We start from the raw sequence: 16,388 nt of genomic DNA, 5'->3' as shown, positions 1-16,388 counted from the left end.
AAACCTGAGGCGGTCAATCGTCGATCCAGTTGCTGTCGTCGTTGTCCCCAATGTTGTCTGACGAGGCGTCTTGGGTGTCAAGGCGAGGCTGTGGAGCAGCCGGTGAAGGGGTGTTTTCGGTGGGCTCTGGTGGCGGGCTGATGGGGGCGATCGCCTCTGCTCCTGCCTGACTCTCTACCGCTTCTGCGTCTACGATGGTCACCGCTGGGCCTGAGTCTGGGCTTTGGGAGGCTGCCGCTGCCGGGGGGCGTTTGCGATCTAATGGTGAGGGACGAGGGGGGATGTCAATCACCTCTCGCTTCGATGACTTTCGTTTAGGCACCTCTCGATTGGCCGCTGTTGGCTGAGGCCGTTTGCGGTCGAGCGGCGAGGGGCGGGGGGGAATCTCAATTACCTCTCGGCTGGGTTTGGCCGACGGCTGACCTGGCCGCAATTTCCCTAACCAGCTGCGCAGGCCGGCAATTTTGCCGGGCTGAGGTGTTGACGGGGGAGCGGGTTTTGGCACGGCAGGTGCGGGCTGCGATCGTCTCATCGGCTCCTTTAAGCTGGGTTTGGGGGGGCTGGGTTGAACTGGTGCTGGAATTGGTTCTGCTGGGGCGATCGCCTTTCGCCCTACCGCTATCTCTGGAGATCGGGTCAGCTCATCGACAAATTCGTAGTCCACATCCTTGAGCGAAGAGGCGCGGATTTCACCCACGGCGATCGCTGGATCGATAACTTTCGGGCTCTCCCAGTCCGCCGGTAGCCAGCGCCCCAGGGGCGTTGCCTTAGTAAAGCCCAGCACCGCTCGCCGAAGGGTTGCCCAAAATGTCGGCCAGGACTCGGCGGTCAATGGCGTCTGTAAGTCGAGTGGGGTGCGCTTGCGGCGCAGGCTCAGCGTCTGCCAGCCCAGCCAGCCTATCAGGGCCAGGCTAGCCCCGTGCCCCAATAGCTCTGTCGATGAGATCTGCGTCGCATCAAACCACAGTACTAGCCCGTAGAAGGCGGCTACCCCGCTCCAAAAAAAATCGTGACGACGGTGCACTTCGGGGAAAAAGAAAGCAGCTCCGTAGAGTGCTACGCTGCCAAACCAAAGGGCGATCGCCAAGCCGTGAGCTACCATGGCCCCACCCACTGCACAACCTCCCTACTCTATCGCGGCTTGCTCAGCCCAGCACGGCGGCTATAGCCCGAGACCAAAAATCCAAATATTGCCTTGCCTATCCACCAAAAAGTGGAAAGACAAACATCCTCCACGGCGTCTAATCTCCATGGGCTACCCTACGACGCCCCAGCCTTTCTAGAAAACAACACCATCACAGTCTTAAGGATGAGCTGAATGTCGTACATCAGACTCCAGTTCTTTTGGTAGTCCAAATCCATGCGGATGACGTCTTCAAACTTCTTCACGGTCGATCGACCATTCACCTGCCACTCGCCGGTCATGCCGGGTTTGACATCGAGCCGTTGCCACTCGGGCACCTTGTATTGTTCGATCTCATCGGGAGTGGGGGGACGGGTACCCACCAGACTCATCTCGCCCTTCAGCACATTCCAAAACTGTGGGAGTTCATCCAGGCTGGTGCGCCGCAGAAACCGCCCTACTTTGGTAATACGGGGGTCATTTTCATTTTTGAACAGTGGCCCCTCAACCTCATTCTTGACATGAGCTTTGAGCTGTTCAGCGTCGGTCACCATCGAGCGAAACTTCCAGATCTTGAAGCGCTTGCCCATCCAAGAGCACCGCACCTGGTTAAATAAAATGGGGCCGCCGTCTTCTAGCTTAATGGCAATCACAATCGGTACTGCTAGCACTGCGGTAATGCCCAAGCCAACAAGCGCCCCTACTATATCTAGAGCTCGTTTGCCCTTAGAGGCGACCGAAGGATGGGTCGTCAAGCCGACAAACCGCATCTCGGGCTTTAGATCGGGAGTTTCAGATGCGGTTTCGCTAGGTTCTATGGTGAAGAGCTGGTCGAGATCGGTCAGGGCCAACACCATGCGCACCTGTTCCTGTACGCTGCGCAGCACCATCGCGACTTGCTGAGCTTGGCAAGTGCGGTAGCAGATTACCAATGCCCCCAGTCCGCTGCTGTCGATAAAGTTGGTTTGGCTGAGATCGAAAACGATCGTTGCCGGTGCAGGTTTGACCTGGCAGTGACGCTTAACGGTCTGCTCCACCTCCATCGCTTCAACCACCGTAAGCGTTGCCGGCACCTGCACAACACAAACGGCCTCTAGGGTGTCGAGAGATGACTCGTTAGCCGCTTTTTTGGGGTTTTGATCTGAATCAATGGATGAGGCCATACCGGCATCCCTAGTGGTGGTCATGGGCTGGCAAATGAGGTCAAAGTGCCCTCATACTAGTAAGCACTATAGGGTTTGGCTCCTAGGGTTGCCTAATCTCGAGCCCCATCTTTAAGGAGTCTTGATAAATGAGTATTTTCATAGCTGCCTGCCGATGAACAGCAAAAAAATCGTAGAAAACAGCGTCAATCGGGTAATGGGGGTGAAAGCACCCATTCTCGACACTACTGTGCGCACCGACCTGGCCAATCCTCGGTGGGACAAGCGGGCCACGCTAGCCTATCTGGGGGCGACGATCGCCCAAGTGGCAGCGATGACCGGGCTGCTGGGGGCGATGGATGTCGCCCTGGGGCAATTTGACACAGCGGCGTGGCCCCAGGGGGCAATGACGGCCATCGCCTGTGCTTTTTTGGCCTTTGTGACGCTGCGATCGCGCCTCTTTTCGCCGCTCGACAACCGGCGAAACAGCGGCCGCTACGCCGCGCTTCAGCGGCCGGGTTGGGCACCGCCGCCGCTGGCCTTTCCCATCGTGTGGATGAGTATTGCGGTGCTGCGGGTGGTCTCGGCCTATTGGGTGTGGTCGGCCCTGGGGCAAACCTTTCTGTGTGTGCCGCTGATGCTCTACGTGGCGCACCTGAGCCTGGGCGATACTTGGAATACGATTTTTACGGTAGAAGGGCGGCTGGGGGCGGCGGTACCGATGGTCATCGCCGGGCCATTGCTCTCGGCGGTGGTGGTGACGGTCAGCTACTACCGGGTGCTACCGTTGGCAGGGTGGGTAATTTTGCCATCGCTGGTGTGGTTGGCGATCGCCACCGCTCTGTGCATCAGCCTCTGGCGTCTGAATGGTCAAGAACCCCTATACCCAGTTGTATCGGCCTGATCTACACCCTCGCTAGACAACCCAATCAGCCGACACAATAGGCACAATAGGAGAGGGCTGCCGCCCCATCTTGCCCCTTTCGCCATGTGCGCCATGTCCCTGACTGAACAGATGCTCTCTGGCCTGCCCGGCGACCCCCTCGGGGGGCTGCAGCGGGCCGACGATCTGTGGCTGGCCTATCGTACCGGCAACCTACCCGAAACCCAGGTCGTGCACCAGGCTAAAACGTCTCTAGAGTCAGTGGACTGGGATGTGGTGATCGGCGGCGGTACCCTAGGGATAATGCTGGGGGCCGGGCTGGCCCAGCGGGGCTGGCGGGTGGCGATCGTAGAACGCGGCAGTTTGCGGGGGCGAGACCAAGAGTGGAATATCTCTCGTCGCGAACTGGCGGCCCTGACGGCATTGGGGCTGCTAACCCCTGAAGAATTAGAGCAAGTCATCGCCTCGGAATACAACCCGGCTCGCATTCAGTTTGGCACGGGCGACCCCCTGTGGGTTGAGGACGTGCTGAATGTGGGGGTTGACCCCAGGGGGCTGCTAGACCAGCTCAAGGCTAAGTTCTTGCAAGCGGGGGGCAAGCTGTTTGAGCACAGCGCTTTTGATGCTGCCTGGGTGCACCCCAACGGCGTGTTGGTGAAGGCAGGGCAACCCTTCACGACTCGGTTGCTGATCGACGCCATGGGCCACTTTTCGCCCTTAGCACGCCAGGCCCGAGGGGTGGCTAAGCCCGATGCGGTGTGTCTGGTGGTGGGCACCTGTGCCGAGGGCTACCCCCAGAACGACACCGGAGATTTGATTGCTTCGTTTACGCCCCTGCGGCACCAGTGCCAGTACTTTTGGGAGGCCTTTCCGGCTCGGGATGGGCGCACCACCTACATGTTTAGCTATATGGATGCCGACTCCAGGCGGCTGAGCCTAACGGAGTTTTTTGAGGAATATTGGACTCTGCTGCCGGAGTATCAGGGGGTGAGCCTGGAGGAGTTGCAGGTCAAGCGGGCGCTGTTTGGGTTTTTCCCTTGCTACAAGCACAGCCCGTTGCGGTACCCCTGGGGGCGTACCCTGGCGGTGGGCGACAGCAGCGGCAGCCAGTCGCCCCTGAGCTTTGGCGGCTTTGGGGCGATGATTCGCCATTTGGAACGGTTGGTGACAGGTATCGACGAAGCCCTGGCCAGTGATTGTCTGGGGGCGCAGGCCTTGGGGACGCTGCAACCCTACCAGCCCAATCTATCGGTCACCTGGCTGTTTCAAAAATCTATGAGCGTGGGCATTGACCAAAGCCTACCGGAACAGCAGATCAACACCCTACTGACGGCGATTTTTGCCGCCATGGCGGGGCTAGGCGAAGCCACGCTCAAACCCTTTTTACAGGATGTGGTGCAGTTTCAGGCCTTGGCCAAGACCCTGGCGGTGACCTCGGTGAAATACCCGGCGCTGGTGGCCAAAATTATTCCCCAGGTCGGGGTGGGAGCCCTGGCGCGCTGGCTGGGACACTACGGCAGCCTGGCTGGGTACAGCGCCTTAGCCCCCCTGGCTCGCGCCTTAAATCCTGTAATTGAGTCACTACCCCCAGGGCCGCGATACCATAGCCATCGGTGGCAAGATCGGCTGTTCTATGGCAGCGGCAAGGACTACGACGCATAAATGACCAATTCTGCACTGCCCAGGGAGCGCCTTTACCACGAACTGCAACGGCCCTCAGACCAGGTCAGTCTGGCTAGGGCGGCGTTGTACATTGCCGAAGAAGACTATCCGCAGCTGGTGGTGAGTGACTATTTGGCGCTGCTCGATCGCATGGCTGACGCTCTGCGGCGGCGGCTACCCGCCGATCGCTATCCGCTCAAAATTATTGGCGTCATCAACGACTATCTCTTTAACCAGCTAAATTTTCGTGGCAACAGCATTGACTACTACGACCCGCGCAACAGCTTTCTCAACGAGGTGCTAGAGCGGCGGGTGGGCATTCCCATCACTCTGTCGCTGGTGTATTTGGAGCTGGCCCAGCGGGTGGGCTTTCCCATGGCGGGGGTGAGCCTACCGGGACATTTTCTGGTTCGTCCGACTTTGGATGATATGGCGATTTTTGTCGACCCCTTTCACCAGGGGGAGATCATGTTTGAGCACGACTGTCGCGATCGCATCAAACAGATGTTTGGCGACTCGGTCAGACTGGAGCCGCACCATCTGGCCCCCATCGCCCCGACGATGTTTTTGGTGCGCCTGCTGACCAACCTGAAACTCATTTATCTGCAAAATAGAAATGTGCCTAAGGCGCTCGATGCGATTAACCGCATTTTGCTGATCCATCCTGAGGCGGTGGGCGAATGGCGCGATCGCGGCCTGATTCACTATCAGCAGGGGCTGCTCGACAAAGCCTATCTCGACCTTGAGCGCTACCTGTTTGAGCATCCCGACGCTGCCGATGCCTTCGAGATTCGTCGCGTCATTGATCAAATCGAGAGCGTGCAGGACGACCTATGACCAACACCCTCAAAACCCCCACAGCCAAAACTGAGCCCCCTACCTCCGCCTCGCCGCTGCTGCGGTTCTACCGCTCATCCCTGGGCAAAAAGCTGATCACTGGGGCTACGGGGCTGCTGCTGACGGCGTTTGTGCTGGCACACATGGTGGGCAATCTGCTGCTGTTCTTTGGTCGTCACGCCTACAACGCTTACGCCCGACTGATTGAGCATTTGGGGGTGGCCTTCTACGCCTTTGAGCTGGCCCTGCTGGCGATCGTGTTGCTCCATGCGGCAGTGGGCATTGAGCTGTTTTGGCGCAAACGGCAGGCTCGCCCCGTGGGCTACAGCCTCTACCAGTCGGCGGGTAGCCCCAGCTACCAGACCCTCAGTTCGTGCACTATGATCGTCACAGGCTCGGTGCTGGCGGCATTTTTGGTGTTTCACCTGCGCACCTTGAAATTTGGCCCCTACTACACCACCCTACTCAGGGGTGAACCCGTGCGCGATCTCGCGCGGCTGGTGATGGAAGATTTTCACCAGCTGCCCTACGTGGTGGGCTACAGCGTCGTTTTGGTGCTGCTGGGGTCGCATCTGCGCCACGGGCTGTGGAGCGCGCTGCAATCGATCGGGCTGCTGCATCGAGGCATTCGCCCCATGGTCTATGGGGTCAGTGCGGTGGTGGGAGCGGGTATTGCGATTGGTTTTTTGCTGCTGCCCTGGGCGATCTATTGGGATGTTGTGAAGTAGGCAAAGGCGATCGCCCACTCAAGCCGTCGCCCTGTCAACGGCCTGGCCCGTGCCCTGTGTATCCTGTTGTCCAAGGCTATGCTCGATCAGTCTCAAACTCCTTTGCTGTCTGCGTTGCAGGCGGGTGGGCAGCGGCCCCACGCAGCGTTTTATGCTCCGGGCCATCGGCGAGGGCAGGGGGCATCGGCGAGGCTGCGATCGCTGCTGGGGTCGGCTGCCCTCGCCGCAGACCTGCCAGAACTGCCGGAGCTCGATAATCTGTTTGCCCCGGAGGGGGTGATTTTAGCGGCTCAGGAGCTGGCGGCGGCGGCTTTTGGGGCCGATCGCACCTTTTTTCTGGCCAATGGCTCGACCTGCGGCATTGAGGCAGCCATGCTCGCGACCTGCGGCCCTGGGGACAAGATCATTGTGCCGCGCAACGCCCACCGATCGGTGATTGCCGGGCTGGTGCTGGCGGGGGCGATGCCGATTTTTGTGTCGCCCGAGTGTGGTCTGGGGCTGGCGCTGGGGGTCAAGGTAGAGCATGTCGCAGCGGCCCTGGCCCAGCACCCCGACACCCGCGCTATTGTGCTGGTGTCGCCTACCTACCACGGTGTTTGCTCGGATGTGGGAGCGATCGCCTCCCTGGCACACAGCCACGGTATTCCCCTGGTGGTGGACGAAGCCCACGGCCCCCACTTTGCCTTTCACCCTGAGCTGCCCACCCCGGCCCTGGCCCTGGGCGCTGACCTGGTGGTGCAGTCAACCCACAAGGTGCTGGGGGCACTGAGTCAGGCGGCCATGCTGCATGTCAGAGGCACGCGCATTGATCGATCTCGCCTGCAAAGTGCTCTACAACTCACCCAGTCCTCTAGCCCCAGCGCCCTGCTGCTGGCCTCGTTGGATGCGGCCCGCCACCAGATGGCCACCGAGGGCAGAGCGGGGTTGGAACCGGCGATCGCCCTGGCTGTGCAGTTGCGCAGCGAACTGGCGATGATCCCTGGCTTGGGGGTGATCGGGAAACCGGCGATCGCAGCCTTTTCCAGCGTCAGCGATCTAGACGTGACCCGGCTGACGGTAGACGTGGCGGGTCTGGGGCTGACAGGGCTAGAGGCCGATGAAATTCTCCATGGGCAGTTGGGTGTCACCGTTGAGCTACCCGAGTTGCAGCACCTGACCTTGATCGTCAGCCTGGGCAACACAGCTGAGGATGGGCAGCAGTGCATCGCTGGCTTTCAAGCCCTGGCGAAACGATTGGTCTCAACCACGGCGGCCCAGCCTGGGCCTCTGTGCCCTCTTCTAGAGACGGCTGCGCCGGTGTTTGCCCTGCCGGTGGTGTCGCCTCGCCAGGCCTTTTTTGCCCCCACCGAAACCGTTATGGCTAAGCAGGCCGTTGGGCGCATTAGCGCCGAGACGATTTCGGCTTATCCGCCCGGTATTCCGGCCCTGGTGGCGGGGGAGGTGATTGGGGAAGAGGCGATCGCGCACCTGGCCGAGGTCAAACGCCAGGGCGGCTATCTCACCGGGGGGAGCGACCCCACGCTCACCACGTTGAGAATCTTGACCTAAGCTTGCCAAGAGTCTGCCTTTAGATAGGCTTGATTGACCAGTCGATTGGCCTATGCTTGGTTACTTCTAATTTAACGAACCCTTAAGAATATCGGCTGTATACTGAATGCAGCTTTAGTGACGTAATCTTTTTTGAGAATGCTGAGGCACTATGGCGCTACAGGAATCGGTAACAGAAAGCATCAACCACCTGAGGGCTCAACTCAGTCAACGCATTGCCAACTCAGGTCGCCTGATTGCCATGCTGGGGCGAGACAAAATCACCGACCTGCCTTGCCCCAGCATTGTGATTGAGTACATTGTGCCGGGCAACAAAACCTGGGCCTTTCGCAGTTGGCATCGCCGCCTGGTGAAGCTGGCCAATCGCAGCGAAGGCTTTATTCGGGCCGATCGCTATCGTCCTCTCGCTGTTCAAGAAGGCTGCCTCAAGTGGTACACTGTGCTGCATTTTGAGCGGCCCAGCCATGTCCATAGCTGGTTGCAGTCGAGCGATCGCGAAGCCCTGCTCAAGGCTGGCTGCGAAATCTTTAAATCCTACAAGTTCAAGTCATTTGAGACAGGGATGGAGGGCTGGTTTTCCAATGAATCGGGTCAAGAGCTGACCGGGCTAGGGCCTCCGGCTTGGAAAGAGATTCTAGCGGTGGTGCTGGGTCTGTACCCGATCATCATGGTGCAGGGCTTCATTCTTGAGCGCTTAGGTGTTTTCGACTCTTGGGATCCGGCTAGCGCCATGCTGGCCAACAACCTGATCACCACCTGTGTCTTTACCCTGATCGTGATGCCGCGCATTGTGCGGGTGCTCAACTTTTGGCTGCGGCCCGCCCACCGCCGCGCCTCGCTGCCGATTGAGCTGTTTGGCACCTTCGCAACGGTGATGGCCATGGTAGCCATGGTCTACGTCTTTAGCGAATTTGCCTAAACTGACTAATGCAGTTACAGACACAGACAGGTTGCCCCAGTCATCTTTGAATAATGCCTGAAGGACTGCTGCCGTTGTCTTAACTTTCCCCTATGCCTTTTTCTGCCCTGTTCCAGCTTGCCAACCGCCAGGTGACAATTCAGGCTCTGGGAAGGTTGCTGATTCAAGTCAGCTACGGGCTGATTAACTTTTACATTCCTATTTTGTTTGTCAACGAGATGGGGTTTTCGGCTACGGCGGTGGGCTTTGCGCTCAGCCTGTGCGCGGTGACGGAGGTGGCAGGACATTTTGTAGGCGGTACCCTGGCCGACTCACCTCGGTTTGGCCGACGGGCGGTGCTGAGCCTAGCGGCGCTCTCGGGGGCGATCGTGTCTTTGATTTTGGTGGTGGCTCACAGTCTGTGGCTGCTCATTCTCGCCAGCTTTGTGCTGGGTGTCAGCCTGGGCTTTTATTGGACGGCCTCGGGAGCGGCGGTGATGGATGCCACCGAGCCTGAGGATCGCAGCAGCGCCTTTGCGGTGATGGGCGTGGCCGAGTACGTCGGCATTGGTCTGGGTGTTTTGGGCGGTAGCGCTCTCTTAAAAGTGGTAGGGGCTGACCCGGAGCTGATTTTTGCCGGCTGCGGCATGATGTTTTTGGCTTTTTTGGGTCTGGTGCAGTTGGCCATGACTAAGGAGTATCCCCAGCGCCCTGACTCGGCCAAGGGTGGCGGCGGCATTGTCAGCGCCCTCAAGGACAGGGCCCTGCTAGTGTTTATGGCGGCGAATATCTTTTTCACCACCTACGTGGCCCTGGTGACCAGCACCATTCCGCTGTATTTCACCAACTATATGGCGGGGAATGACCCGGTGCCGGGGGTGTCGGTGGGCAGCACGGCTAGCCTGTTTACCTGGTGCTACATCGGCGTGGGAGCGGTGGCGCAAATTCCGACTACCAGTCTGCTAATGCCCCTGCGGCGCATCTGGGTGCTGAGCGGGGCGATCGCCCTCTGGGGCATTGGCTTTGCCCTGCTGTGGGCGGCGGGTACCTTTGCCGAGGCTCAGTTTGTCTGGGCGATCGTGGCGCTGTGTCTGCTGTCGCTGGCGTCGGTGGCTTATAAACCCTTCTTTGTGGCCACGGTGTCTGACCTGGCACCACCGTCACTGCGCGGTGCCTACGTGGCGGTGAGTTCGCAGTGCTGGACGGTGGGCTACTTTATCGGCCCGCTGCTGGGAGGCTGGGCGATGGATCAGTCGGCGCTGGTGGCCCGGCGGTTTTGGCTGGGGGTGGGCCTCAGCGCCACGGTGTGCATTGGCCTGCTCTGGGTGTTTGAGACCATGCGCATGAAGCTTTCCCCGGTGACTGAAAGCTCTAGCCCTAAACTATCGGCAGACCCTTCGTGATCACCATGACAACTTTGGTGTGGCCATCTGGGTTACGATGGCGTGAATTTGTTTAAATCGTCCGCTATCTCAAAAAGGGCTTCAGATTCTATGGATTCTCTGCTTAATTCTGTTGATTCTCAACTGGTGCTACTGATTGCGGCGATCGCCGTCATTGTCTTAGTTTCTCAGCTGTTCTTCAGAATTCTCAGCGTAGGGCTGGTTCCCCTGATTGGTTTGGCGGTAATTTTTGTAGCGCTGCAATACCTGTTTGGCATCAGCCCTAAGCAGGTGTGGTTTGAGGTCAGCCACCTACCCCAAATGGCAATGAAGTTCTTTAACGGTTTGGGATGAGAGGCTGAATGACTGAAGATGCAGGAGTCAAGGCTCTGATTCGAATCAGAACCTTAGCTCCTGCAATCGTGCTGTTAGAGCTTTGACTGTGCATCTGACGCTAGCTCAATGCAGCCAGAAGCGATCGCCCTAGAAAAAATGAGGCGTTGCGAGATACAGGTATGAATCAAAAATGCCAACGGCTCTCGTAGGGGCAAACGGCCGTTTGCCCCTACCCAAATTCATGCGTCGGTTCAGCAACGCCAAAAATGAGCCTGCTCAGCTGTGCCGATGCTTAGGTGGTTACTGGCTCTTTAAGCTCAAACTTGAGCTTAGCCCGCTTAAACGGCTCAGGAATTTCTACTGGATATTTGCCGGTAAAACAGGCCGAGCAAAAGCTGCTCGGGTCTTGGTAGGTAGCATCGAGCATACCCTCCCAGCTTAGGTAGGCGAGCGAGTCAACGTTGATCTGTTGAGCGATCGCGTCTACCGATTTGGTTGCGGCAATCAGCTGATCTTGATTGTCGGTATCAATGCCGTAGAAACAGGGATGGGTTACGGGCGGCGACGAAATCCGCATGTGCACTTCTACTGCCCCCGCATCTCTCAACGCCTGCACAATCTTGCGGCTGGTGGTGCCCCGCACAATCGAGTCATCGACAATCAGCACCCGCTTGCCCTCTAGCACATCTCTCAGGGGGTTGAGTTTCATGCGAATGCCCACCTCCCGCATCGACTGGGTGGGCTGAATGAAGGTGCGGCCCACGTAGCGATTTTTGATCAGTCCCTCCGCGTAGGGAATCTTAGACTGTTGCGAAAAGCCGATCGCTGCTGGCACTCCAGAGTCGGGCACCGCCATGATCAAATCCACATCGGCGGGCGATTCTTTAGCGAGTTGGTGGCCCAGACGGCGGCGGTAGCTGTAGAGGCTCTCACCGTTGACAATGCTGTCGGGGCGCGAAAAGTAGATCATCTCAAACACGCAGAGCTTGCGCTCTGTGGCCCCGGCCCACTGGCGAGAGACCAGCCCGTCGGCGGTAATCCACACTAGCTCGCCGGGGGCAATGTCGCGCACATAGGTGGCCCCAATAATGTCGAGGGCGCAGGTCTCAGAGGCCAACACATAGTGGGCGGGCTGACCCACCTCAGGAATGTCGTGGCCCAGCACCCCCAACACCAGCGGGCGAATGCCCTGCTGGTCGCGGGCACCCAAGATGCCATTGGGGGTGCCGATCACCAGGCTAAAGGCTCCATAGCAGCGATTAAAGGCGGTTTCTGCTGCATTCACCCAGTCGGCTCCATCGTTGACAGCCTCAGCCAAGGCAAAGGCGATCATCTCAGAGTCAGTGGTGGTGATCAGGTCGTGGTTGCGATCGAGCAGTTCTTCGCGCAGGTCGGCGGCGTTGACCAGGTTGCCGTTGTGGGCCAGGGCCAGATCGCCCAAGCGGGTGGGCACCACGGCGGGCTGAGCATTACACACGTGGCTAGATCCGGTGGTGGAGTAGCGGGTGTGGCCAACGGCAATATGCCCAACTAAATCTTTCAAAATCTGGTCGTCAAACACCTGGGAGACTAACCCCATGTGCTTGTAGCTGTGGCTACCCGAGGCATCAAAGGTGGCGATGCCTGCCGACTCTTGGCCCCGGTGTTGGAGGGCAAACAGACCGAAGTAGGCCAGTCGTGCCACTTCTTCATCGGGAGCAAAAAGGCCAAAGATGCCGCAGGCTTCTTCTGGCTTGTCGGGGCGACTCTCAAGTTGGCCTGAGAGTGAATCGCAGGAGTCGTCTAGGAAAGATTCGGAAGGGAACGTCATTGGTGGTGCAGGGTGGCTTTAGGAACGCAATGGCAGAAGAGCAGAGTCTGTAAACGCATCTAGCACAACACAGTTAGCAGCCGCATTTTGCCGCCATGCGTGCCCAGCTTTATCATAGGGTGGGGGTTTGCAAAACTGCATTAGAAACTACCGAATCAACCCACCATATTTAATAGTTCCTTAATATAGGCGATCATACCACCTGCGGTCTTTGCGATCGCTGTCTCAGCGCAGCGGCGGGCAATCGTTAGGGCGTTGGTGAATGCCCCTTAAGAGCGCTATTAGCCGCTGGTAATCGATAGTCCATCCAACAATACTGAGGGGGTGTAGCAGGAGCCGTTCCAGTCGGCGTCGTTGCCGAGGTCGACATTGTTTTTTAGAGCGGTGTAGATGTTGCCGGCCACCATGGTGTCTTTGACCCGCCCGACCAGTTCGCCCCGGTGAATGCGGTAGCCCAGGTCAATATTGACGGAAAAATCGCCTGAGATGCCGGGGCCACCGCCCAAAATTTGGTCAACCAACACACCGTCTTCGATATTGGCAATCAGCTCAGCTAGAGAGTTTGTACCTGGCTGTACCAGGGAGTTATACAAACTGGGGGTGGGGTAGCTGCCCAGGCCAGGGCGAAAGCCATTGCCGGTGGAACCACCGCCCAGGGTACGACCGACGGCGCGATCGCAATAAAACAGCGTCACCACCCCTCGGTCAATAAACACCAGCCGCTGGGTCGGGGCCCCTTCATCATCAAAGGGGCAGCTAAAGGGGCCAGCCTCTGGGTCTTGCAACAGGGTGATTGCCGGAGAGGTCATCTGCTCCCCCAGGGCGCTGCTCCAGGGAGACGATCGCTCCACGACTCGTTTGCCGCTGAGGGCCGATTGCAGGGTGCCCCAGATCATGTCGGCGGCCTTGGCGGTAAAGATCACCGGCAGGCGGCCCGTGGAAATCTCCGTCGACTGCTCGGCCCAGACCAACCGCTGCAACACCTGGTCGACCAGCCGATCGCCGTCTAACCTGCCGCGCTGGGTTTGGCCGTCGCTGACGCTCAAAAAGTCGTCGCCGCGCACCCAGTCTGCCGAGAGATAGCTGCTCAGGGTGGCGTCACTGTAGCCACAGTCGAGCCCCTGGGTGTTGAGAATGCGGGTGGTTTCGACGTCGCACTCGACATCGACGCCGCAGATCACATCGGGGTAGGCGCTGCGAATGCGATCGATCATGGCCTGGCCCCACTCGATCAGCTGCTCGACGGGCACCTCTTGGCCCATGTCGGGGTAGTGGCGGCTGGGGCCACTGACCAGATCAAGGGGTTCAGGGTCGTTGAGGGCGCTGATGGCCAGGGCTTTGTCGACAATGGCACCGGGGTCAACATTGCCGTAGGCCACCGCTAGCCCCGGCCGACCGTTGACCCACAGCCGCAGGCCGGTGCCCAGAGCGGCAGAGCTTTCGAGCTGTTTGAGGCGGTTGGCCTCAAAAAAAACGGGGCGCGATCGCGATCGCGATTGCAGTACCTCTGCCGCTTCGGCTCCCCGCTCTAGGGCCAAGTCGATCAGTTGTTCAGCCAGCGAATCGTCAGACAGACCAGACACCATAACAGTCAGTGAACGGGGCAAAACTCCCTTCATCTTCCCGGATAGCGGCACCCCTGCAAAGGGCGCAGGGAAAGATGGTGCTCAGCAAGGTGAGGACTGAGGTTGAGGCATGCTGATACCGCTGTCTCGTCAGCGTTCGGTTATCTGTGCCCTGGCAGCGGGCCAAACCTGCTTACACTAGAGGCGTTGGGCGTAGACGGGGCAGGCCAATGATACGACTCAAACCCTGGCAGTGGACGGCACTGGTGGCACCCCTGGTGGCGATCGCCGGATTCATTCTCACCGCCGCCGGTACCCAGATCCACGCCTGGGGGCTGAGCTGGCTTTGGGGCGTGATTGTCGTGATGCTGGTGCTGTGGCGCTGGCTGCTGGCCCGCTGGACCAAGCCAGTCTTTAAACAAGTAGAAGCCGCCCTAGAGCAGGCTCAGCAAGAGCTAGAGGCCGCCGCCGAGATGCCCGCGGCAACTTTAGATAGGGCCACCCAGACCGCCGCCACCGCCCTGGAAGAGATTCTCGCTGCTGCTCAGCAAGACCCCCCAGTGTGGCAAGACTGGAACCCGCTGCTGGGCCGCTGCCGCGAGGTGATTACCGCCGTGGCCCACACCTATCATCCCGATGTCAAATATCCCCTGCTCAATATCTATATCCCCGATGCCTACGGCCTGCTGCGGGGCACTGTCGATGATGTCGATCGCTGGATTGAGACCCTTTCCCCTGTCCTGGGTCAAGTCACCGTTGGTCAGGCCGTACAGGGCTACGAGGTCTATCGTCAGGTAGAACCCTCGGCTCGCAAGCTGTGGCAGGCCTGGACCTGGGCCCAGTGGCTGCTCAACCCCGCCGCCGCCGCCGCCCGTACCCTCAGCGAACCCACCAATACCGTGGCGAATCAGCAGTTGTTGGGCAATCTCAACGCCCTGCTGCGGGAGGCCACCCTGCGCAACCTCTACCGCCAGGCCGTGGCTCTCTACAGCGGCGACTTGCCCAGCCTGCCTAGCCCCGCCAAGCCCCTGTCTGCGGCCAAAACCCAGACTCTGCGCGACATTCTCGATCGCGCCGAGCCCGTCGAACAGGTTGCCACTCAGCCGTTGAATATTTTGCTGGTGGGCCGCACCGGGGCGGGCAAGAGCAGCGTCATCAACACCCTGTTTGACGCCGATTTGGCGGCGGTAGATATTTTGCCCAGCACCGACACCATCAGTACCTACCGCTGGCAGGGCGATGGCGACGAAACCCTCACCCTGTGGGATTCGCCCGGCTACGAGCAGGTCGATCGCACCGATTACCGCGATCAGCTGCTCGACTGCGCCCGCCGGGCCGACCTGCTGCTGCTGGTTACCCCGGCCCTCGACCCGGCCCTACAAATGGATGCGGATTTGCTGCGCGATATGCGGCGGGAAGTGCCCGATTTGTCTGCGATCGCCGCCCTCACCCAGGTCGATCGGCTGCGACCTATCCGTGAGTGGCAGCCCCCCTACGACTGGCAGTGGGGTAGCCGCCCCAAAGAAGTCTCGATCCGCGAGGCCACCCGCTACCGGCAAGAGCAGTTGGGGGATCTGTGCGATCGCGTTTTACCCCTGGTTACCCGCGACAGCGATCGATTGCCCTGGAATGCCGACGCTCTGGGTAGCGCCCTGGTGGAGCTGATCGACCCGGCCAAGGAGCTAAGACTGGCGCGGTTTTTGCGCGATCGCGAGACCAAAGTTACCGCCGCCGCCCGCCTGATTGATCGCTATCGGGTACAGATGAGCACCACCCAGGGCATCGCCAATTTTCTCAAAAGCCCGGTGCTGCAATTTCTCGCCACCCTGACTACCGGCACCCCTACGCTTGCCTACCTGCTGGCTGAGCAAATCCCCATCGAGCAGCTGCCCGTGGTCATAGGCAAACTCCAGCTCGCCTATGACCTGTTTAAGGTGATCGATTCTGACACTGCCCGCCTCGACCTGCTGGCCCTCTGGCCCCTGCTCATCGACCACAACGATCCGCCCGATCGCGCCGCCTGGGCCTTTGGCCACGCCCTACTCGAGGGCTGGACCCAAGACCTATCCATGGCCGATACAGGTCAGCGAGTCGAACACTATCTCGACCAGTACAGCACCACCGCACCGTAGGTTTGACAGGGCAGAGCCTGAAACATCAAAGCGCTAGGCTGCAAATTCATTGAGCTTTGCCTGCGTCGTTGAGGCGCAGCGTTATACTCTTCAATCGGCCCTTTTGGTACTGTTCGCAATGTCTATCTCAAAAACTGAAGCCAAACAGCTCCTCGAGCGCATGATTTTTGAAGCCACCGACCCTAGCGACTGGGTACAAGATGTATGGGGTCTTAACCCTCTGATGGGTGACAGCGCCGCCAAGCTGCTAGAGGCGTTCTACATTCTGATCGACTGCTGCCCCGAAGAGCAGCTCGACAACCTGGTAAAGAGCCTTTACAAAGAGCGGCTAGGACTTTAGAA

At 59.2% G+C, this 16,388-nt stretch carries 14 protein-coding genes; 10 read left to right on the top strand and 4 right to left on the bottom strand.

Features of this window, described 5'->3' with window-relative positions; genetic code table 11:
• Positions 1–13: 13 nt before the first annotated feature.
• Both AC0QKW_RS10685 and AC0QKW_RS10680 read right to left on the bottom strand, forming a co-directional pair.
• On the bottom strand, positions 14–1,102 hold the full coding sequence (locus AC0QKW_RS10685) for a Ycf66 family protein (protein ID WP_473151052.1): 1,089 nt from the start codon (positions 1,100–1,102) through the stop codon (positions 14–16).
• A 158-nt stretch (positions 1,103–1,260) separates the two neighbouring features.
• Positions 1,261–2,286 carry an anti-sigma factor antagonist gene (locus tag AC0QKW_RS10680; protein WP_473151070.1) on the bottom strand — a complete coding sequence of 342 codons (1,026 nt, stop codon included), beginning with the start codon at positions 2,284–2,286 and terminating at the stop codon, positions 1,261–1,263.
• A 154-nt stretch (positions 2,287–2,440) separates the two neighbouring features.
• Here AC0QKW_RS10680 and AC0QKW_RS10675 point away from each other — a divergent pair, with 154 nt between their 5' ends.
• The 8 genes from AC0QKW_RS10675 (at position 2,441) to AC0QKW_RS10640 (ending at position 10,557) form a co-directional block, all read left to right on the top strand.
• On the top strand, positions 2,441–3,169 hold the full coding sequence (locus AC0QKW_RS10675) for a TspO/MBR family protein (protein WP_473151051.1): 729 nt from the start codon (positions 2,441–2,443) through the stop codon (positions 3,167–3,169).
• 93 nt (positions 3,170–3,262) lie between these two features.
• Positions 3,263–4,810 carry an NAD(P)/FAD-dependent oxidoreductase gene (locus AC0QKW_RS10670; protein WP_473151050.1) on the top strand — a complete coding sequence of 516 codons (1,548 nt, stop codon included), beginning with the start codon at positions 3,263–3,265 and terminating at the stop codon, positions 4,808–4,810.
• Positions 4,811–5,647, top strand: a complete 837-nt coding sequence (locus tag AC0QKW_RS10665; RefSeq protein ID WP_473151049.1) for a SirB1 family protein — start codon at positions 4,811–4,813, stop codon at positions 5,645–5,647. It begins immediately after the preceding gene.
• Entirely contained in the window at positions 5,644–6,375 is a 732-nt protein-coding gene (locus AC0QKW_RS10660) for a succinate dehydrogenase cytochrome b subunit (RefSeq protein ID WP_473151048.1), read from the top strand. Before AC0QKW_RS10665 ends, AC0QKW_RS10660 begins: the two co-directional genes overlap by 4 nt.
• A 78-nt stretch (positions 6,376–6,453) precedes the next feature.
• Positions 6,454–7,923 carry an aminotransferase class I/II-fold pyridoxal phosphate-dependent enzyme gene (locus tag AC0QKW_RS10655; protein ID WP_473151047.1) on the top strand — a complete coding sequence of 490 codons (1,470 nt, stop codon included), beginning with the start codon at positions 6,454–6,456 and terminating at the stop codon, positions 7,921–7,923.
• A gap of 151 nt (positions 7,924–8,074) precedes the next feature.
• Positions 8,075–8,842, top strand: coding sequence for a hypothetical protein (locus AC0QKW_RS10650; RefSeq protein ID WP_473151046.1), 768 nt, complete (start codon positions 8,075–8,077; stop codon positions 8,840–8,842).
• A gap of 92 nt (positions 8,843–8,934) precedes the next feature.
• Complete coding sequence (locus AC0QKW_RS10645; RefSeq protein ID WP_473151045.1) at positions 8,935–10,224, top strand: MFS transporter; 1,290 nt, start codon at positions 8,935–8,937, stop codon at positions 10,222–10,224.
• 90 nt (positions 10,225–10,314) lie between these two features.
• A complete protein-coding gene (locus AC0QKW_RS10640) occupies positions 10,315–10,557 on the top strand; it encodes a hypothetical protein (protein ID WP_473151044.1) in 243 nt (80 codons plus the stop codon).
• Between the two features lie 274 nt (positions 10,558–10,831).
• Here the strand turns inward: AC0QKW_RS10640 and purF are convergent, their stop codons facing one another.
• Both purF and AC0QKW_RS10630 read right to left on the bottom strand, forming a co-directional pair.
• Positions 10,832–12,349, bottom strand: a complete 1,518-nt coding sequence (gene purF / locus AC0QKW_RS10635; RefSeq protein WP_473151043.1) for an amidophosphoribosyltransferase — start codon at positions 12,347–12,349, stop codon at positions 10,832–10,834.
• 281 nt (positions 12,350–12,630) lie between these two features.
• Positions 12,631–13,935: a TldD/PmbA family protein gene (locus tag AC0QKW_RS10630; protein ID WP_473151042.1), complete on the bottom strand. Its 1,305-nt coding sequence runs from the start codon at positions 13,933–13,935 to the stop codon at positions 12,631–12,633.
• Positions 13,936–14,144: 209 nt separating this feature from the next.
• Between AC0QKW_RS10630 and AC0QKW_RS10625 the strand changes: the two genes are divergently transcribed.
• Complete coding sequence (locus tag AC0QKW_RS10625; protein ID WP_473151041.1) at positions 14,145–16,046, top strand: GTPase family protein; 1,902 nt, start codon at positions 14,145–14,147, stop codon at positions 16,044–16,046.
• 118 nt (positions 16,047–16,164) lie between these two features.
• Positions 16,165–16,386 carry a hypothetical protein gene (locus AC0QKW_RS10620; RefSeq protein ID WP_473151040.1) on the top strand — a complete coding sequence of 74 codons (222 nt, stop codon included), beginning with the start codon at positions 16,165–16,167 and terminating at the stop codon, positions 16,384–16,386.
• The last annotated feature ends 2 nt before the right edge of the window (positions 16,387–16,388 follow it).

Source organism: Pseudanabaena sp. PCC 9330 (assembly GCF_055795045.1).
This window is presented reverse-complemented; position numbering and strand designations above follow the sequence as displayed.